13 protein-coding genes are annotated in these 19,720 nt (G+C 60.9%); 1 reads left to right on the top strand and 12 read right to left on the bottom strand.

Annotated features, from left to right (window positions below; translation table 11 throughout):
- Positions 1-75: 75 nt before the first annotated feature.
- The 9 genes from yccS to betI form a co-directional block, all read right to left on the bottom strand.
- A complete protein-coding gene (yccS, locus tag LOY68_RS29605; protein ID WP_054616890.1) occupies positions 76-2,259 on the bottom strand; it encodes a YccS family putative transporter in 2,184 nt (727 codons plus the stop codon).
- Between the two features lie 276 nt (positions 2,260-2,535).
- A complete protein-coding gene (locus LOY68_RS29600) occupies positions 2,536-3,714 on the bottom strand; it encodes an NAD(P)/FAD-dependent oxidoreductase (protein WP_265041365.1) in 1,179 nt (392 codons plus the stop codon).
- Positions 3,715-3,858: 144 nt separating this feature from the next.
- On the bottom strand, positions 3,859-5,244 hold the full coding sequence (gene dbpA / locus LOY68_RS29595) for an ATP-dependent RNA helicase DbpA (protein ID WP_054044240.1): 1,386 nt from the start codon (positions 5,242-5,244) through the stop codon (positions 3,859-3,861).
- Between the two features lie 232 nt (positions 5,245-5,476).
- Positions 5,477-6,904 (bottom strand): multidrug transporter subunit MdtD, encoded by a 1,428-nt coding sequence (gene mdtD / locus LOY68_RS29590; protein WP_163911079.1) that lies wholly within the window; start codon positions 6,902-6,904, stop codon positions 5,477-5,479.
- A 137-nt stretch (positions 6,905-7,041) separates the two neighbouring features.
- Positions 7,042-8,379 (bottom strand): TldD/PmbA family protein, encoded by a 1,338-nt coding sequence (locus LOY68_RS29585; RefSeq protein ID WP_163911082.1) that lies wholly within the window; start codon positions 8,377-8,379, stop codon positions 7,042-7,044.
- A complete protein-coding gene (locus LOY68_RS29580; protein ID WP_163911084.1) occupies positions 8,379-9,821 on the bottom strand; it encodes a TldD/PmbA family protein in 1,443 nt (480 codons plus the stop codon). The genes LOY68_RS29585 and LOY68_RS29580 overlap by 1 nt, the downstream gene beginning before the upstream one ends.
- Positions 9,822-10,106: 285 nt before the next feature.
- A complete protein-coding gene (betA, locus tag LOY68_RS29575; protein ID WP_265041364.1) occupies positions 10,107-11,810 on the bottom strand; it encodes a choline dehydrogenase in 1,704 nt (567 codons plus the stop codon).
- Positions 11,811-11,965: 155 nt separating this feature from the next.
- On the bottom strand, positions 11,966-13,438 hold the full coding sequence (gene betB / locus LOY68_RS29570) for a betaine-aldehyde dehydrogenase (protein ID WP_054616884.1): 1,473 nt from the start codon (positions 13,436-13,438) through the stop codon (positions 11,966-11,968).
- 107 nt (positions 13,439-13,545) lie between these two features.
- Positions 13,546-14,139, bottom strand: coding sequence for a transcriptional regulator BetI (gene betI / locus LOY68_RS29565; protein ID WP_010466984.1), 594 nt, complete (start codon positions 14,137-14,139; stop codon positions 13,546-13,548).
- 379 nt (positions 14,140-14,518) lie between these two features.
- Between betI and LOY68_RS29560 the strand changes: the two genes are divergently transcribed.
- Positions 14,519-16,468, top strand: a complete 1,950-nt coding sequence (locus LOY68_RS29560) for a BCCT family transporter (protein WP_265045842.1) — start codon at positions 14,519-14,521, stop codon at positions 16,466-16,468.
- Between the two features lie 195 nt (positions 16,469-16,663).
- On the opposite strand, the gene choV is transcribed toward LOY68_RS29560, so the two are convergent.
- The 3 genes from choV to LOY68_RS29545 all read right to left on the bottom strand — a co-directional run bounded on the left by choV (position 16,664) and on the right by LOY68_RS29545 (position 19,698).
- On the bottom strand, positions 16,664-17,842 hold the full coding sequence (gene choV / locus LOY68_RS29555; RefSeq protein ID WP_054044233.1) for a choline ABC transporter ATP-binding protein: 1,179 nt from the start codon (positions 17,840-17,842) through the stop codon (positions 16,664-16,666).
- Positions 17,839-18,684, bottom strand: coding sequence for a choline ABC transporter permease subunit (gene choW / locus LOY68_RS29550; RefSeq protein ID WP_054044232.1), 846 nt, complete (start codon positions 18,682-18,684; stop codon positions 17,839-17,841). Before choW ends, choV begins: the two co-directional genes overlap by 4 nt.
- Before the next feature lie 66 nt (positions 18,685-18,750).
- Positions 18,751-19,698, bottom strand: a complete 948-nt coding sequence (locus LOY68_RS29545; protein WP_163911093.1) for a choline ABC transporter substrate-binding protein — start codon at positions 19,696-19,698, stop codon at positions 18,751-18,753.
- Between the last annotated feature and the right edge of the window lie 22 nt (positions 19,699-19,720).

Genomic DNA, 19,720 nt, shown 5'->3' with positions numbered 1-19,720 from the left:
CGCTCCCACATTGAAATGCATACCCTTGTGGGAGCGAGCCTGCTCGCGAAAGGGCCTGCCCGGTCAACGCGACACTCAATCCTCGCTCGTATCCTTGATCAAATGCGCCGCCAACGTCCGCAACGGCCCCAACTGCCGACAAATCAACGCCAACTGCGTCTGCACCAATCGCTGACCTTCATCGATCTCATCCGGCATCTGCTCCAGCTCATTGGCCAGCGCCTCTTCCGCATCGCTCTGAATCGCAATCGGCAGTTTGCTCGCCAAACCCTGAGCGATCTCATCGATGCTCGCCGCCAGACTTACCCCGGCACCGTCGATCAAATGCTCTCGCACATCCTGCGGCAACTGCGTTTCACGGTGCGCGCCGAGGCCTGACAAGTAGCTCAGCAACGTGTGGGACAACACCAGGAAACGGAAACCGACATCCGCTTCTTTCCGGAAATGCCCCGGCTCCATCAGCATGTTCGCCAGTGTGGTCGACAGCGCCGCATCGGCGTTGTGTGCGTTGCGTCGGGCCAGGCGATACGCCAGGTCGTCGCTTTTGCCGGCGGCGTATTGCTGCATGATCTGGCGCAGGTAAATGCTGTTGCAGGTCAGGGTATTGGCCAGCACTTTGTTCAGGCGACGGCCCTGCCAGTCCGGCAGAAACAGGAATACCGCCAGTCCGGCGATCAGGCTGCCGAGCAAGGTATCGAACAGTCGTGGCAGGAACAGCCCGTAACCGTCGCCGACCTGATTGAAGCAGAACAACACCATCAAGGTGATCGCCGCTGTCGCCAGGGTGTAGCGCGTGGTGCGGTTGATAAAGAACACCACCCCGGCGGCGATGGCGAAACCTGACTGGACCAACGGGTTCGGGAACAGGTCGAACAGCGCCCAGGCCAGGGTCAGGCCGATGGCGGTGCCGATGATCCGCTGCCCGAGTTTGCGTCGGGTCGCGCCGTAGTTAGGTTGGCAGACAAACAGCGTGGTGAGGATGATCCAGTAACCCTGGGACGGGTGGATCATATGCACCATGCCGTAGCCGATGCTCAACGCCAGGGGCAACCGCAGGGCGTGGCGGAACAGCAGCGAGGTCGGCGTCAGTTGCGTGCGCAAGCGCAGCCACACATCCTTGAGGTTGCGTGGCGAACGGTCGAGCAGGCTGCTGTCGGTGGCGTCGGCGAGGGCGTCGGGGTTGCTCGCGTCGCTGAGCAAACGGTCGAGGGTGCCGAGGTTGGCCGCCAGTGCGCGCAAGGAACGCAGCAGTCCGCGCCAGGCCGGGTTGCTCTGGATGCGCAGGTGTTCGAGGGAAGCGTGCAGGTCGCCCAGGGCTTCGGCGAAGCTGGCGTCATAGACGAAGGGCTGGCGCATCTGGATCGATTCGGCCAGGGCGCGACAGGCTTTGCCTTGCTGGCGCAGCAGGCGCTGGCAGCGGAACATTACGTCGCTGTGGAAGAACGCGTCGGCCAGCGCGTTGTAAGGGTAGTGCGAGGAACTGGCGCGCTCGTGGATGTCCTGGGCGAGGAAGTACAGCTTGAGGTAACGACTGACTTTCGAGCCCGGCCGGCCATTGCCAACCCGGTGCAGAATGATTTCCTTGGCGACGTTCAGCGCAGCCACTACCCGGCCGTTTTGCTGGGCCAGTTCCAGGCGTCGCGCTTCCACGTCCATCTGCCGGATCGGTTCGAACAGCGACGATTTGAGCTTCAGGTACAAACCCAATTCACGGAACAATCGCGCCAGGCTCTGCTGCACCGGCTGGTTGGAAAACATCGCCTGCCACAGCACCGAGAGCAATCCGTACCAGGCCGCACCGGCCACCAGCAGCACCGGTTCGTGCCAGAAATCGGTCACCGCGCCGCCGCGCTGGTCCACGCCGATCATGGTGTAGACCGACAGGATCAGCGTCGCCGAGGCAATTGCACCATAGCGTTCGCCGAGGGCACCGAGCATGGTCAGGCCGAAGGCGGCCAACGCCAGGGCGACGATAAAGATGATGGGGTAGGGGAAGAGCAATTCGACCGAGAACGCGGCAACGCTGAAACACACCAGCGTCACGGCCAGCGCATTGAGGCGGCCCTGCCAACTATCGTCGGTCTCGGCCAGGGCGCTGGCGATAATGCCCAGGAACAACGGGATCAATAGCCCCATTTCATCCTGATACCAACAAACGGCCATGCTGCCGGTCAGGGCGATGAACACCCGCACGCTGTAGCTGAATTTATCCAGCGCCCAGAGGCGACGCAGAGACTGACTAAAAGGGGTCGATGACATGAAGTGCGAGGGCCTTCCGAGGCGATGACGCTAAATTGAGCCAGTAATGACGCCGACGCAATGGCGCCGATCACATCTGACAGCAAAATCTGTTCCTTGCGTGGTGAACACGGGGTTATCACCTTGAAATGAAATCCCCTGTAGGAGCTGTCGAGTGAAACGAGGCTGCGATCTTTTGACTTTGTTTTTTCAGAAGCAAGATCAAAAGATCGCAGCCTCGTTTCACTCGACAGCTCCTACACAGCTCCTACACAGCTCCTGCACCGAGTGGTGGGGTCAGGCGTATTGTGCGGCGGCGTAGCCCGAGGCCCATGCCCACTGGAAGTTGAAGCCGCCCAGATGGCCGGTAACGTCGAGCACTTCGCCGATGAAGTACAGGCCGGGGCTTTTCAGGGATTCCATGGTCTTGGACGACACTTCGTGGGTGTCGACGCCGCCCAGGGTCACTTCGGCGGTGCGGTAGCCTTCGGTGCCGGCGGGGACGACTTTCCAGCTCGCGAGTTTTTCGGCGATGTCGGCGATTTCCGCGTGGGTGTATTGCTTCATCGGTTTGGACACGAACCAGTTGTCCGCCAGCAGGTTGGCCATCTTCTTGGTGAAGATTTCCCCCAGCAAGGTTTTCAATTCGCTGTTCGGGCGTTCGGCTTGCTGCTGTTGCAGCCAGGTCGGCACGTCGTGGTCCGGCATCAGGTTGATTTCGACCGTATCGCCGGATTCCCAGAACGACGAGATCTGCAAAATCGCCGGGCCGCTGAGGCCGCGGTGAGTGAACAGGATGTTCTCGCGGAAACTCTGCTCGTTGCAGCTCACCAGGCAATCCACCGACGTACCGGACAGCTCGGTGCAGAGTTCTTTGAGCTGATCGGTGATGGTGAACGGCACCAGGCCGGCGCGGGTTGGCAACAAGTCGTGGCCGAATTGCTTGGCCACTTGATAACCGAATCCGGTGGCGCCCAGGGTCGGAATCGACAGGCCGCCGGTGGCGATCACCAACGATTCGCAGGCCAGCTGACCAAGGGTGGTGTCCAGCAAGTAACCGCTTTCGAGTTTCTCGATGGTCTGGATCGAGGTGTCCAGGTGCAGGCTGACGCCGACCTGAGCGCACTCGTTGAGCAGCATTTCGAGGATGTCGCTGGATTTGTTATCGCAGAACAACTGGCCGAGTTTCTTCTCGTGGTACGGCACGCCGTGTTTGGCGACCATACCGATGAAATCCCACTGGGTGTAACGCGCCAGCGCGGATTTGCAGAAGTGTTCGTTCTGCGAGAGAAAATTGCCCGGTTCGGTGTACATGTTGGTGAAATTGCAGCGGCCACCGCCCGACATCAGGATTTTCTTGCCGGCCTTGTTGGCGTGGTCGAGCAACATCACCTTGCGCCCGCGCCCGGCGGCGGTCAGCGCACACATCAACCCTGCGGCGCCAGCGCCAATGATCACGACTTCGGTAGAGCGCAAAACGGTGTCCTCTTAATGTCTCACCACAAAACTAACTGTGGGAGCGAGCCTGCTCGCGAAGAGGTCGGTACATTCAACATTGATGTTGTCTGACTGACCGCTTTCGCGAGCAGGCTCGCTCCCACAGGGGAATGTGCGCAGTTCTTACAGAATACGCACGCGCAACGAACGGCCCTTGATCTTGCCGTCGTTCAGACGCTGCAGGGCCTGCTTGGCAATCCCGCGTTCCACTGCCACATACGCCTGGAAGTCGAAGATCGCGATTTTGCCGACCTGGGCGCCCGGAATACCGGCATCACCGGTCAGTGCACCCAGAATGTCGCCCGGGCGAACCTTGTCTTTACGACCTGCGCCGATGCACAGGGTGCTCATCACCGGCAGCAGCGGTGCGCCGCCCTGGGAGGTGAGGTTGTCGATTTGATCCCAGCTCAACGGCGACTGTTGCAGCTTCTCGATGGCCTGGGCGCGGTGCGCTTCGGACGGGGCGACGAGGCTGATCGCGATGCCTTTTTCACCGGCGCGACCGGTACGGCCAACGCGGTGAATGTGGATTTCCGAGTCACGGGCCAGTTCGACGTTGATCACCATGTCCAGCGCATCGATATCGAGACCGCGCGCGGCGACGTCGGTGGCAACCAGTACCGAAGTACTGCGATTGGAGAACATCGCCAATACCTGGTCGCGGTCACGCTGTTCCAGATCGCCGTGCAGGCCGACGGCGGAAATGCCTTTGGAGGTCAGGTGATCAACGGTTTCCTGGACTTGTTGCTTGGTGAAGCAGAAGGCCACGGTGGACGCCGGGCGGAAGTGGCCGAGGACCTTGGTCACGGCGCTCATGCGTTCTTCCGGGGAAATTTCGTAGAAGCGCTGCTCGATCTGCGTGTCGTCGTGGAACGCCTCGGCCTTGACGATCTGCGGGTTGCGCATGAACTTCGCGGCCAGTTGCTTGATGCCCGTCGGGTAAGTGGCGGAGAACAGCAGGGTCTGGCGGCGCTCAGGGGTCTGGGCAATGATTTCTTCGATGGAATCGTAGAAACCCATGTCGAGCATGCGGTCGGCTTCGTCGAGGATCAGCGTGTTCAGGCCATGCAGCACCAGCGAACCTTTGCGCAAATGCTGCTGAATGCGACCCGGGGTGCCGACGATGATGTGCGCGCCGTGCTCCAGCGAACCGATCTGCGGGCCGAACGACACGCCGCCACACAGGGTCAGGACCTTGATGTTGTCTTCGGCACGGGCCAGGCGACGGATTTCCTTGGCAACCTGATCCGCGAGCTCACGCGTCGGGCAGATGACCAGCGCCTGGCAACCGAAGAAACGCGGATTGATCGGGTTCAGCAGGCCGATGCCGAAGGCAGCCGTCTTGCCGCTGCCGGTCTTGGCTTGCGCGATCAGGTCCATCCCCTTGAGGATCACCGGCAAGCTTTGCGCCTGGATCGGCGTCATCTGGGCATAACCGAGGGAGTCGAGGTTAGCCAGCATGGCGGCGGACAGCGGCAAAGTATTAAAAGCGGTGGCGATGGTGGTCACGGGACTGGCCTGCAAAACAAAATGTCGCGCAGTGTATCAGGCCTGCGTGTCGCACCTGCAAATTCTGGACGAGAAGCATGTAGCAGCTGCCGAGGGTGGCCCCGCAAGCGCGCAACGCAGCCTCGTATTTGTAGCAGCTGCCGAGGTACGAGGCTGCGTCGGGCTGCGAAGCGGCCCCCGAGGGCGGTCCTGCGGACGCGCAACGCAGCCTCGTGCCTCGACAGCTGCTACATCAGTGCTCTATGTCGTGTTCGCGACTGATCACCCGTCGACCATCATTGGGTGAAAGCTGCGAGAAGATCGTCGCGGCGAGCATCGCCATGATTCCGACCGTTACGAAGGTCAGTTGGAACGCGCCCAGCACCGTTTCCACACCATCGTTGCCGATTTCCGCCGTAAACCCGCCGAGCAGCGCACCGGCGCACGCTACACCGAGGCTCAAGGACAATTGCGCCACCACCGACAGCAAACTGTTGCCGCTGCTGGCGCTGGCGTCGTCGAGGTCGATCAGGGTCACGGTATTCATCGCGGTGAACTGCAAGGAGTTGATCGCGCCGGCAATCGCCAGCATCACCAGCAGCAGCCAGTACGGCGTCTGCTCGCTGACCAGGCCCATGGCCGCCAGCATGATGCCCAGCGCCAGGGTGTTGCCGGTCAGCACGATGCGATAACCCAGGCGTTCGATCAGCGGTCGCGCCACGGACTTGGCGAACATCGCCGCCGCAGCCAGCGGCAACATGCTCATCCCGGCCTGGGACGGCGAATAACCCAGCGCCACTTGCAGCAGCAACGGCACGAGGAACGGCAGGGCGCCGCTGCCCAGGCGGGCGAACAGGTTGCCGAGGATGCCGACGGCGAACGTCCGGGTCTTGAACAGCGACGGCGCGAACAGCGGATTGTCGATGTGCCCGGCCCGCAGCCAATACGCCGCCAGGCACGCCATGCCGCCGAACAGCAGCAACATCACGCGAAGGTGCGGCAAGTGCAATTCGCCGAGGCCTTCCATGGCGATGGTGATCAGCACCATCGCCGCGCCGAACAGTATGAAACCGAGGCCATCGAACCGCGTGCGTTCGCTGCCGCGCAGGTCGGGGATGAATTTCCACACGGCGTAGCAACCGATCACGCCGACCGGCAGGTTGATCAAAAAGATCCAGTGCCAGGACAGGTATTGAACCATCCAACCGCCGGTAGTCGGACCCAGCAACGGGCCGAGCAAGCCGGGAATGGTGATGAAACCCATGATCCGCACCAGCTCCGAACGCGGGTAGGCGCGCAGCACCACCAGCCTGCCGACCGGCAACATCAAGGCACCGCCCAGGCCTTGAATGATCCGGGCGCCGATCAGCATGGTCAGGGTGCTCGACAGTGCACAGAGCAATGAGCCGATGCTGAACAGCAGGATCGCGCCGAAGAAGATCTTCTTGGTGCCGAAGCGGTCGGCGATCCAGCCCGAGGCGGGGATAAGCAAGGCGACGGTGAGCATGTAGGCAATGATCACCCCCTGCATGCGCAGCGGGTTTTCCGCCAGGTCCAGGGCCATGGCCGGTAGGGCGGTGTTGAGGATCGTCCCGTCGAGGGATTGCATGAAGAAGGCAATGGCGACGACCCACGGCAACCAGCGGGCGGTGACAGGGTCGAGAGGTGGGCGGTTGGGCATGGGACCTCTAGTGAGTGTGAGTCAGTTAGTCCTTGGTGGATTCTTCGCGGGCAAGCCTCGCTCCTACAGGTCTGGCGTTGTCCGCTAACCTGCGGCAAACCCCGATCCCGTAGGCGCGAGGCTTGCCCGCGAAGCTTTTACAGGGTCAAGGTCAATCGGCTGACGAGCGCCCCCGGCAACAACGCCGACGCCGTCGCCCGCTGGCTATAGGTACTCGCCGACAGCAGCAACTCGCGCTCCTCGGTCAACGCTTCCAACTGCGAACCGAGCAAACTGTAGGCGCTGTCATCAAACCGCATGGTGCTCACCGGTGCCTGGATCTCGCCGTTCTCGACCCAGAACGTCGCAAACCTTGTCATGCCGGTCAGGCGCGCCGCCGGTTGGTCCGAGTAGTTCAGGTACCAGAGGTTGCTGATGTACAACCCCGTGCCCAGTTGCTTGAGAATCTCGGCTTCCGGCAACACGCCGGCCGCCATGTTCAGCGCGCTTGGCATTTCATCGCCGCCAGCACCATTCGCCGTCAGACCATACTCGGCGGCACTGCGCGAGCTGACCATTTGCGCGCCGGCGTTGCCTTCGACAATCAAGCCCAGATCGCTGCGCGGATACCCTTCGCCGGAAAACGCCGGGCTCAGGGAACCGCTGACTTTCTCATCGACAGACACCAACGGGCTGAACGACTGATCCCCGGCGTAGAGCTTCTGCAACGGGCTGTTCTTGCTGGCAATCGACTGCGCCGAAAAACCGCCCCAGCCCAGCATGTCCATGATTTCTTCCATGGCGGCTGGCGCGAGGTAAGCGCGGTACTGCCCCGGTGCCAAGGTGCGCAACGGTCGGCCGAGAAACGCCAGTTGTTCGCGCGCCAAGGCAAAGCGCTTGGCAAAACCTTCGCTGTTCCAGTCGTGCCCGGCGTAGCTGGCCTTCACCGCTTGGCCGTTGTCATGGAACAAACTGAAATCGAAGTTGAAGCTGTTGGCCTGATGCCAGCCGAACGCACCCGAGGAACTGGCGAAGCCGCGACTGATCGGCCCGGCGGCATAGAACCCCACCAGGTCCAGCCCTTCGGCAGCCTGGGTGATTTCGGCGACGACCTGCTCGGTGTCCGGCAGCGGATGATCCTGCAGGTTCTTGCTCTGCCAGCCATTGTGATTGAGCAGCAGATACGGGTCCGCTGGCAGCAGTGGCAGGGTTTCGCGCAGTTGTTGCAGACCTTCGGCCAGGCGCTGGATATCGGTTTCAGCATCGCCGGAAAGGGTGATGTTCAGATCGGCGTGGCGACCCTCGTCGATCAGTTTGAAACCGACGCTCGCCTGCTGCACCTGCCCGGCCTGACGGACCTTGGCGTGGTTGAAGCGCACGAAGGCCGAGGACTCGGCGGCGTAACTGAGGGTGAATTGTTCTGGCTCGCGAATCGCTTCCCGCAGCCATTGGACCAAAGCTTTGAAAGCGTCGGCCTGATTTTTCGACGTAGTCATCAGGCGTCTCCCCCAAACACATCAACGTTACTGAACACACAGGCCGGCGACGCATGGCCGACGCGGATCACCTGGTTCGGTTCGCCCTTGCCGCAGTTTGGCGTGCCCAGAACCTTGAAGGTATTGGCGTCGCCGACGGCGCTGAGGCTTTTCCAGAAGTGTGCAGAAATCGCCCGGTAGTTCGGGTTTTTCACTACGCCTTTGAGTTCGCCGTTTTCAATCAACTGGCCCCATTCGCAGCCGAACTGGAACTTGTTGCGCGCATCGTCGATGGACCAGGAACGGTTGGTGCTCATCAAGATGCCGTTCTCGATTCCACCGATCAGTTGTTCCAGCGGCTGATCGCCGGGCTCGATGTTCAGGTTGGCCATGCGGTCGATCGGTGGACGGTTCCAGCCGCACGCGCGGCTGTTGGCCACGCCGTCCATGCCGGCACGAAATTGCGACAACGCGCCGCCCAATGGACGCAGCAGCACACCTTCCTTGATCAGGAATTGCTTGCTCGCGGCGGTGCCGTCGTCGTCATGCCCATAGCTGGCGAGCTGTTCGGGAATGTCCGGGTCGAAGGTCACGTTGAGCAGTTTGGAGCCGTATTGCAGGCTGCCGAAGTCTTCAGCCTTGACGAAACTGGTGCCGGCGTAATTGCGCTCATCGCCCAGGATGCGGTCGAGTTCCAGCGGGTGACCGATGGATTCGTGGATCTGCAACATCATCTGGTCCGGCATCAACAGCAGGTCGCGCGGGCCTTGCGGGGTGTTCGGTGCCAGTAGCAATTGCAACGCCTGATCGGCGATTTTCGGGCCGGCACCGACCAGGCCGCAGCGGCTGATCACATCGAAACCGCCCTGTTGGCCGAAGTTCTCGCGACCCAGGGTGCGGGTCTGGCTGTCGTTGCCGTCGTAAGCGGTGACTTCCAGGCTCGGGTAGACGAAACGCTGGGCCTGGCGCAGTTCGGCGCCGGCGCTGCTGAGGTAGATCTGTTCGACGTTGGTGATGCCGATGCTCACCTGCCAGTTCACCAGGCGCTCATCCTTGGGCACGGCGGCGGATTCGGCACCGAGCAGTTGGTAGCAGTCGCTCAGGGACGGGAAGGGCTGGTCGAAGTTCGGCGACAGGTAGTCGGCGCGGTCGCTGGAAACACGCTGCGTGCTCAGGTCGAGCAAGGCATGGGGCTTGAGTCGGCGAGCTTGTTGCTCGGCTTTTTCCAGCGCGGCTTGCAAGCCTTGTTGCGACAGGTCGTTGGTCGCGGCATAGGCTTCGACACCGTTGACCCGAACGGTCAGCATCGCGCCCTCGTCACGGCTCAGGCTCGGCGGTTCGGCGACGTTCTTGCGTACAGACAGGTATTGGCCGGACTCGCGTACATATCGCAGCGAAAAGAATTCAGCGCCCGTGCGCAAGGCAGCAAAGCGCTGCTTGAGCTGGGGGTGGAAATCGAACATTCGAAAACCTCCTTGGAATGGAGAAGCAGCGTATCGGTACGGCGAGGGGGGTGAAACGTTTGCGTGGCGCTAGATTAGGCCTGCGCGGGGGGTAGGATCAAGCTTGGATAGGTGTAGGAAAAGTTTACCCGAGGTGGGGCAGGGGGATTTTTGTTGTCTTGTCAGGCCCCATCGCGAGCAAGCTCGCTCCCACAGGGGACCGGGTTTGATCACAAATCTGCAATTCAACCCGAAACCTGTGGGAGCGAGCTTGCTCGCGATTGGCCGTGACGCGGTGCCGCTGTGTTACTGAGCAGTAGGATTCACATCGCGCATCGGCTTGCCACGCACCGGTGCATCACCGGCCACGAAGTAGGCAGCCTTGCTGCGTGGCAATGGCTGACGACCACGGATCTTGTCGGCGATTTTCTCGGCGATCATGATCGTTGGCGCGTTCAGGTTACCGGTGGTGATGATCGGCATGATCGAGGCATCGACCACTCGCAGGCTCTGCATGCCATGCACGCGACCTTCAGCGTCAACCACGGCCATTTCGTCGGTGCCCATTTTGCAGGAGCAGGACGGGTGGAACGCGGTTTCGGCGTGTTCGCGGATGAACTGATCGAGCTGCTCATCAGTTTGCACGTCGATGCCCGGGCTGATTTCGCGGCCACGGAAGGCATCCAGCGCAGGCTGTTGCATGATTTCACGGGTCAGGCGGATGCCGTCACGGAATTCCTGCCAGTCTTGCTCGGTGGCCATGTAGTTGAACAGGATGCTCGGGTACTCGCGCGGATCCTTCGACTTGGCCTGGATGCGACCACGGCTTGGCGAACGCATGGAACCCATGTGTGCCTGGAAGCCGTGTTCTTTCACGCCGTTGCTGCCGTTGTAGTTAATCGCGACCGGCAGGAAGTGGTACTGGATGTTCGGCCAATCGAATTCTTCGCGGGTGCGGATGAAACCGCCAGCTTCGAACTGGTTGCTGGCGCCGATGCCGGTGCCGTTGAACAGCCACTCGGCGCCGATGGCCGGTTGGTTGTACCAGAGCAGCGACGGGTACAGCGACACCGGTTGGGTGCAGGCGTATTGAAGGTACAACTCAAGGTGATCCTGCAGGTTTTCGCCGACGCCTGGCAGGTCGTGGACCACCGGGATATCGAGTTTCTTCAGCAGTTCGGCCGGGCCGACGCCGGAGCGTTGCAGGATCTGCGGCGAAGCGATGGCGCCGGAGCACAGCAGCACTTCTTTGCGGGCCTTGGCTTCAACGCGCTCTTCGGCGGCGCCGATCAAGTAACGCACGCCGACCGCACGCTTGCCTTCGAACAGGATCTTGTCGGTCAGGGCGTGGGTGACGATGGTCAGGGTCGAGCGCTTCTTGGCGATGTCCAGGTAACCGCGAGCGGTGCTGGCGCGACGGCCGTTCGGCGTCACGGTGCGGTCCATCGGACCGAAACCTTCCTGCTGGTAACCGTTCAGGTCTTCGGTGCGCGGGTAACCGGCTTGCACGCCTGCTTCAACCATCGCGTGGAACAGCGGGTTGTTGCCGGCTTTTGGCGTGGTCACGCTGACCGGACCGTCGCCACCGTGGTAGTCGTTCGGGCCGATGTCGCGGGTTTCAGCCTTGCGGAAATACGGCAGGCAGTCGAGGTAGGTCCAGTTTTCCAGACCTGGCAGTTTCGACCAGTTGTCGTAGTCCATCGCGTTGCCGCGGATGTAGCACATGCCGTTGATCAGCGAAGAACCGCCGAGGCCCTTGCCGCGACCGCATTCCATCCGGCGACCGTCCATGTGTGGCTCTGGATCGGTTTCGTAGGCCCAGTTGTAGCGGCGACCTTGCAGCGGGAACGCCAGGGCGGCCGGCATTTGCGTGCGGAAGTCGAGACGGTAATCCGGGCCGCCCGCTTCAAGCAGCAGGACGGTGACGCCTTCGTCTTCAGTCAGACGGGTCGCCAGGGTGTTACCGGCCGAGCCGGCACCGATGATGATGTAATCGTATTCTTGGGACATTAAATGCACCCTCTTTGAAGTTGGTCAGGTCGCCTGTAGCAGCTGCCGAGGTACGAGGCTGCGTTGGGTCGCGCAGCGGCCCTCTGAGGGCGGTCCTGCGGACGCGCAACGCAGCCTCGTGCCTCGACAGCTGCTTCAGGTTTTGCGGGTGTGCCTTAGAACACCGAGGCGTAATCGCCCAGTTCGACCTGTACCGATTTGATGCGTGTGAAGTTGTTCAGCGAAGTGATGCCGTTCTCACGGCCCACGCCCGACTGCTTGTAGCCGCCGACCGGCATTTTCGCGTCGGACTCGCCCCAGGCGTTGATCCAGCAGATACCGGCTTCCAGTTGATGAATCACGCGGTGAGCGCGGTTCAGGTCCTTGGTGACGATGCCGGCGGCCAGGCCGAACTCGGTGTCGTTGGCGCGACGGATCACTTCTTCTTCGGTGTCGTAGGTCAGGATCGCCATGACCGGGCCGAAGATTTCTTCGCGAACGATGGTCATTTCGTCGGTGCAGTCGGTGAACACGGTCGGTGCCACGAATGCGCCTTTGGCCAGGTCGCCTTCGGTCAGACGGGAGCCGCCGCACAGTACGCGAGCGCCTTCTTCCTTACCTTTGGCGATGTAACCCAGCACGCTTTCCATGTGGGCGAAGCTGACCAGCGGGCCGAAGTTGGTGTTTTCGTCTTCCGGGTTGCCGATGCGGATGCGTGCAACGCGCTCGGCGATCTTGGCTTCGAAAGCGGCTTTCAGGTGCGTCGGTACGAACACGCGAGTGCCGTTGGTGCAGACCTGACCGGAGCTGTAGAAGTTAGCCATCATCGCGGTGTCGGCGGCGCGATCGAGGTCGGCGTCGTCGAAAATGATCAGCGGGGATTTGCCGCCCAGTTCCATGGTGACTTCCTTGAGCGAGGAGCTCGAAGCGCTGGCCATGACCTTCTTGCCGGTGTCGGTGCCGCCGGTGAAGGAGATTTTTTCGATGCGTGGGTGCTCGGTCAGCCAGGTGCCGACTTCACGGCCGCTGCCGGTCAGTACGTTGAACACGCCCGCCGGAACGCCGGCTTCGGTGTAGATCTCGGCCAGTTTCAGGGTGGTCAGCGAGGTGACTTCGCTTGGCTTGAAGATCATCGCATTACCGGCGGCCAGGGCCGGTGCGGATTTCCACAGGGCGATCTGGATCGGGTAGTTCCACGCGCCGATACCGGCCACGACGCCCAGCGGCTCGCGACGGGTGTAGACGAACGAGGTGGTGCGCAGCGGGATTTGCTCGCCTTCGATGGCGGGCACCAGGCCGGCGTAGTATTCCAGTACGTCAGCACCGGTCACGATGTCGACGTATTTGGTTTCGGAGAACGACTTGCCGGTGTCCAGGGTTTCCAGGGCGGCCAGCTCATCGTTGCGCTCGCGCAGGATGTCCACGGCGCGACGCAGGATGCGCGAACGCTCCATGGCGGTCATGGCGGCCCAGATTTTCTGGCCCTTTTCGGCGCTGACCACAGCGCGTTCGACGTCTTCTTTCGTCGCACGCTGTACTTTTGCGAGGACTTCACCGTTAGCCGGGTTGATGGCTTCGAAGGTGGCGTCGCTGCTGGCGTCAGAGTAGCCGCCATCGATGTAGAGTTTTTGCAGTTCGAAACGGGCCATAGTGTCCTCGCAAGTGCATAAGTGGTTGGCGTTGGTCACTGGGCGTGCCGTGTCGCATTGGCGACGCTGATCAGTGACGGTTCAGGGGCTGAGCGGTTATGTGTGCTCTAGCTCACCTGCTTGGCCAATTGGAAATCCATGTATTCGTAAGCGATGCGGTGCGCCTGCTCAGTGTCGAAAGCATCTCCCGACAGGGCGCCGCGCAACCACAAACCGTCGATGAGGGCTGCCAGGCCTCGAGCTGCACTGCGCGCGTCATCGAGCGGCAATACACGGCGGAACTGGCAGCACAGGTTGGAATACAGGCGGTGATCGTTGATCCGCTGCAACCTGTGCAAAGACGGGTGGTGCATGCTGGTGGCCCAGAAGGCCAGCCAGGTTTTCATTGCCGGGCCATTGACCTGGCTGGCGTCGAAGTTGCCTTCGATGATCACTTGGAGGTGCGCCCGCGGGCTGCTGTCCTCCAGCGCCTGACGGCGCGCAGTGACGTTCTCGCTGAGGACACTCATCAGATACTGCGCCGTGGCAGCTATCAGGCCGTTCTTGTCCTGAAAATAGTGACTGATGATGCCATTCGAGACACCGGCCAAACGGGCGATCAGCGCAATGCTGGCGTCCCCCATTCCGACCTGATCGACAGCCTGCAATGTGGCTTCGATCAATTGCTGGCGGCGGATGGGTTGCATACCGACCTTGGGCATCTTGCACATCTCCTTAGGCCTTCCGACGGACGAAAAACGTCTATCGGATTGAGGGCCAGTCTATTTTGTTTTGATTGAACGTTCAATCAACAAAGAATAAGATCTGCGACAATTCGTCGCTGCCTACAGGTTTTTCCTACGTGTAGTCGGCGGAAAAACGACATCTGAAACCGCTCGAAACCCCCGCGCACTGGCGCTCAAAGGCTTCGGGCTTTTTTCGGGCTGTCTTTATATCACCCGCCGGTCGGCTGCCAACTAACCGATTGGTCGGGTAACGCGTTGCCTTGTGTTCTTCTCCCGCACTGCCCGGAGCATCTGTGCCATGAGTTCTGCCTCTCTTATAAAGACCCCACCCGAGAAGGTGACGGTCAACGGTTGGGTGTTCTACACCTCTACCGCGTTGATCCTGTTGTTGACCGCCATTCTGATCATCGCCCCGCAAGAGGCGGGCAGATTGCTCGGCATCGCCCAGGCCTGGCTGTCCCGCAGCTTCGGCTGGTACTACATGGTGGTCATCGCCGCCTATCTGGTATTCGTCGTCGGCCTGGCGTTTTCGTCGTACGGCAAACTCAAACTGGGCAGCAAGGACGACACCCCGGACTTCAGTTACGGCGCCTGGGCGGGGATGCTGTTCTCGTCGGGTATCGGCATCTCGCTGCTGTATTTCGGCGCTTCCGAGCCGCTGGACCACTACTTCAATCCGCCGGAAGGCGTAGCCGCCAGCAACATGGCCGCGCGTCAGGCTGTGCAATTGACGTTCCTGCATTGGGGCCTGCATGGCTGGGCGATCTACGCATTGGTCGGCCTGGCCGTGGCGTACTTTGCTTACCGCCATAACCAGCCGTTGGCGCTGCGTTCGGCGCTGTATCCGTTGGTCGGCGAGCGTTGGGTCAAAGGCGCGGCCGGGCATGCGGTGGACGGCTTCGGCATGTTCGTGACCCTGCTGGGGCTGGTGACGAACCTGGGGATTGGTTCGCTGCAAGTGTCGTCGGGCCTTGAAAACCTGTTCGGCATGGAACACAGCAACACTAACCTGCTGATCGTGATCATCGTGATGAGCACCGTGGCGACCATCGCCGCTGTGTCCGGCGTGGAAAACGGTATCCGCCGTCTGTCCAACCTGAACATCGTGCTGTTCAGCGGCCTGCTGATTTTCGTGCTGCTGTTCGGCCCGACCCTGCACCTGCTCAACGGCTTCGTGCAGAACATCGGTGACTACCTGAACGGCGTGGTGCTGAAGACTTTCGACTTGTACGTTTACGAAGGTGACAGTGAGAAGTCCGGCCGCTGGCTGGGACTGTGGACCTTGTTCTACTGGGCGTGGTGGATTTCCTGGGCCCCATTCGTGGGCATGTTCATCGCGCGTATTTCCCGTGGTCGCACCGTGCGTGAACTGGTGGCCGGCGTGCTGCTGATCCCGCTGGGTTTCACCCTGGCGTGGCTGTCGATCTTCGGTAACTCGGCCCTGGACCTGGTGATGAACCATGGGGCGGTGGAGCTCGGGAAGACGGCGCTGGAACAGCCGTCGATGGCGATCTATCAACTGCTTGAGCATTACCCGGCGTCGAAGATTGTGATCGGCGTGTCGATTTTCGTCGGTTTCGTTTTGTTCCTGACCCCGGCGGATTCCGGCGCGGTGATGATGGCCAACCTTTCCTGCAAGGGCGGCAACGTTGACGAAGATGCGCCGCACTGGCTGCGGATCTTCTGGTCGGCGGTGATTACCCTGGTGACCATCGGCCTGCTGTTCGCCGGTAACTTCGAAGCCATGCAAACCATGGTGGTGTTGGCCGGTCTGCCGTTCTCGGTGGTGCTGGTGTTCTTCATGTTCGGCTTGCACAAGGCGATGCGCCAGGACGTGCAGATCGAACAGGAGCAAGCGGAGCTGGCAGCGCGCGGTCGTCGCGGTTTCAGCGAGCGTCTGACCCAACTGGACCTGCAACCGAACCAGTCGATCGTGCAGCGCTTCATGGACAAGCAAGTCAGCCCGGCGCTGGAAGATGCGGCGGTGCAATTGCGTGCCCAGGGCCTGGATGTGCAAACGTTGCTGGGCAAGTCCAAGCGTTGCATGGGCGTGCGGATCGAGATGGAAGAGGGCAACCCTTTTGTCTACGAAGTGAGCCTGGATGGCTACCTGGCAGCGGCGAGCGAGACGGTGTCGGCTGAGAGTGCTGATGAACCGCGTGCGCGCTACTACCGCGCCGAGGTGTACCTGCACAACGGCAGCCAAGACTATGACTTGATGGGCTTCACTCAGGATCAGATCACCCGTGACGTGCTCGATCAGTTTGAAAGCCATCGGCAGCTCCTTGGCCGTGTCTATAGCTAAATGCTGAGGGCGCGGTGCATCAGATGCACCGCGTTGCATTCTTCGCGGGCAAGCCTCGCTCCTACAGGTTTCGCGTTGTCCTTGTAGGAGCGAGGCTTGCCCGCGAAGGGGCCATCCGCCGCAACACTGAATGACCCGATATCCACGTAAACAAAAACGCCGCGATCCTCTCGCGGCGTTTTTGTGTGTGTTGCCTTAGCCCAGGTTTTTGCCGAGCAGCGCGTGATACAGCTCGCTGTCGCCGAGAATCCCGACCACTTTGTTGTTGTCGTGCAGCACCAGTTTGTTGCCGGTCTGGTAACGAATCTGCAGCGCATCGCGCATGCCGATGTTGGAGTCCACTAGCGTTGGCCGGCGACCCAAACCTTCAACCGCTTGCCCAGGCACCCAGTTCTGCAGGTCGAGGGCCGCGCCGTTCTGGCGTGCACCCTTGATGGTGTTGCCTTCCGCCAGGTCCAGCCACGAATCGCCGCCCGGATCCAGGCACACCGAACCGTTGATGCGTTTGCAGTTGTCGAGGGTGCGCATCAGGCTGCGACCGCACAGCACGTTCAGCGGGTTGGTGTGGGCCACGAAGGTCCGCACGTAATCGTCCGCCGGGTTCAGTACGATCTCTTCCGGCACGCTGTACTGCACGATGCGCCCGTCTTTCATGATCGCGATGCGGCTACCGAGTTTCAGCGCTTCATCAAGGTCATGGCTCACGAAAACGATGGTCTTGTTGAGCTTGCTTTGCAGTTCCAGCAGTTCGTCTTGCAGGCCTTGGCGGATCAGCGGGTCGAGGGCCGAGAACGGTTCATCCATCAGCAGGATGTCGGCGTCCATCGCCAGCGCACGGGCCAGGCCCACACGTTGCTGCATACCGCCGGAGAGTTCGTCAGGCTTCTTGTTGCGCCACTGGGTCAGGCCCACCAGCTCAAGCTTGTCATCCACCAGTTTGCGCCGTTCTTTCTCGGGGCGACCCTGCATTTCAAGACCGAAACTGATGTTCTCGCGCACCGTCAGCCACGGCATCAGGGCGAACTTCTGGAACACCATCGCGATGCGCTTGGTGCGCATCATTTTCAGCTCTGCCGGGGTGCAGGACGCGATATCGATCTGCTTGCCTTCGTGCTCGACGAACAACTTGCCACGGCTGACGGTGTTGAGGCCGTTGATACAGCGCAGCAGGCTGGATTTGCCTGAGCCGGAGAGGCCCATCAATACGCAGATTTCGCCTTTTTCGATGTCCAGGCTGGCTTTTTCAACGCCGACGATCTGCCCGGTTTTTTTCAGGATCTGGTCGCGGGTCATGCCTTGGTCGAGGAGTTTGAGCGCCTCACGTGGATCTTTGGAGAAGATCACGTCGACGTCTTCGAAGCGAATAATGCTCATGCGTCACCCCCTACTTTAGCGTCGGGTTGTTTGCAGATACGGTCGAGCATGATCGCCAGCAGTACGATTGCCAACCCGGCTTCGAAGCCCAGGGCGATATCGGCGGTGTTCAGTGCGTTGACCACGGGTTTGCCCAGGCCATCGGCGCCCACCAGTGCGGCGATCACCACCATCGACAACGACAGCATGATGCACTGGGTGATACCGGCCGCGATGCTTGGCATGGCGTGGGGCAGTTCAATACGCGAGAGCAGTTGGCGGCGCGAGCAGCCGAAGGCTTTGCCGGCGTCCATCAATTCTGCGGGAACATCACGGATGCCCAGGTAGGTCAGGCGGATCGGCGCGGCAATCGCGAACACCACCGTCGAAATCAGGCCCGGGACCACACCCAGCCCGAAGAGGGTCAGGGTAGGAATGAGGTACACGAAGGTCGGCACGGTCTGCATCAGATCGAGCACCGGACGCATCAGTGTGTAGAACATCGGTTTGTGCGCGGCGACGATGCCCAACGGCACGCCGATAATCACGCAGACGAAGGTGGCAAACAGCACCTGGGCAAGGGTTTCCATGGTTTCCTGCCAGTACCCCAGATTGAGGATCAGCAAGAAGGAGGCGATGACGAAAACGGTCAGCCCCCACTTTCGTTGAATAAAGTGTGCCAGTAGCGCGATGAGGCCGATCAATGCCAGCGGGTTGAACCAGGTCAGCGCGAACGTCACGCCGTGGATCATCGTTTCCAGTGTCACGGCGATTGCGTCGAAGGTGTTGGCGCCGTGTTGCGTCAACCATTCAACGAAGCCCGCGATGTACTGGCCTAGGGGGATTTTCTGATCAATCAGCATGGTAGTGAACGTCCGCATGCAAGGAAATAAACAGCCCGGACGGCCGAAGCCGTCCGGCGTAAGCGATTACTGTGCGAGCTTGGCTTTCACGGCCTCCAGGCCTGGTTTACCGTCAATGGTGGTCACGCCAGCGAGCCAGGTATCGAGCACCTGTGGATTCTTTTTCAGCCAGGCCTTGGCTGCTGCGTCAGGCTTCATCTTGTCGTCCAGGATGTTGCCCATCAGCGCGCTTTCCATGTCTACGGTGAATTCCAGGTTTTTCAGCAGAGTGCCGACGTTGCTGCATTCCTGGACGTAGCCCTTGCGGGTGTTGGTGGCTACCGTGGCCGCACCGAAGTCCGGGCCAAAGAAGTCATCGCCACCGGTCAGGTATTGAATCTTGAAGCGCTTGTTCATCGGGTGCGGTGCCCAGCCGAGGAAGACCACGGCGGTATCGCGTTTCTGCGCACGGTCGACCTGGGACAGCATCCCCGCTTCGCTGGACTCGACGACTTTGAAGCCAGCGTCTTTGAGACCGAAGGCGTTCTTCTCGATCATGCTCTGGATCAGGCGGTTGCCGTCGTTGCCTGGCTCGATGCCGTAGATCTTGCCGTCGAGTTCTTTCTTGAATTTGGCGATGTCGGCGAAGTCATGCAGCCCTTTGTCGTACAGCGCTTGCGGCACGGCGAGGGTGTACTTGGCGCCGGTGAGGTTGGTGCGCACGACGTCAACGGTGCCCGCATCGCGGTAGGCCTTGATGTCGTTTTCCATGGTCGGCATCCAGTTACCGAGGAACACGTCCATGTTCTTGCCGTCGGCCAGCGACTTGTAGGTCACGGGCACGGAAATCATGGTGGTCTTGGTTTTGTAGCCGAGAGCGTCGAGGACAACGCTGGTGGTCGCGGTAGTCGCGGTGATGTCGGTCCAGCCGACATCAGAGAAGTTTACGGTGCTGCACTGAGCGGGTTCTGCGGCTTGAGCCAGTAACGGCAGACTCAGCATGGCGGCCAACAACAACGACGGGGAACCTTTCATGGATGGACTCCTTGGTGTTTTT

It is taken from the genome of Pseudomonas sp. B21-053, from assembly GCF_026016365.1.
Classification (GTDB): domain Bacteria; phylum Pseudomonadota; class Gammaproteobacteria; order Pseudomonadales; family Pseudomonadaceae; genus Aquipseudomonas; species Aquipseudomonas nunensis.
This window is presented reverse-complemented; position numbering and strand designations above follow the sequence as displayed.

Bases quoted from the DNA above. Each gene is read 5' to 3' on its own strand.
- yccS (WP_054616890.1), bottom strand. From the start codon at position 2,259: ATGTCATCGACCCCTTTTAGTCAGTCTCTGCGTCGCCTCTGGGCGCTG.
- mdtD (WP_163911079.1), bottom strand. From the start codon at position 6,904: ATGCCCAACCGCCCACCTCTCGACCCTGTCACCGCCCGCTGGTTGCCG.
- LOY68_RS29585 (WP_163911082.1), bottom strand. From the start codon at position 8,379: ATGACTACGTCGAAAAATCAGGCCGACGCTTTCAAAGCTTTGGTCCAA.
- LOY68_RS29580 (WP_163911084.1), bottom strand. From the start codon at position 9,821: ATGTTCGATTTCCACCCCCAGCTCAAGCAGCGCTTTGCTGCCTTGCGC.
- betA (WP_265041364.1), bottom strand. From the start codon at position 11,810: ATGTCCCAAGAATACGATTACATCATCATCGGTGCCGGCTCGGCCGGT.
- betB (WP_054616884.1), bottom strand. From the start codon at position 13,438: ATGGCCCGTTTCGAACTGCAAAAACTCTACATCGATGGCGGCTACTCT.
- betI (WP_010466984.1), bottom strand. From the start codon at position 14,139: ATGCCCAAGGTCGGTATGCAACCCATCCGCCGCCAGCAATTGATCGAA.
- choV (WP_054044233.1), bottom strand. From the start codon at position 17,842: ATGAGCATTATTCGCTTCGAAGACGTCGACGTGATCTTCTCCAAAGAT.
- choW (WP_054044232.1), bottom strand. From the start codon at position 18,684: ATGCTGATTGATCAGAAAATCCCCCTAGGCCAGTACATCGCGGGCTTC.
- LOY68_RS29545 (WP_163911093.1), bottom strand. From the start codon at position 19,698: ATGAAAGGTTCCCCGTCGTTGTTGTTGGCCGCCATGCTGAGTCTGCCG.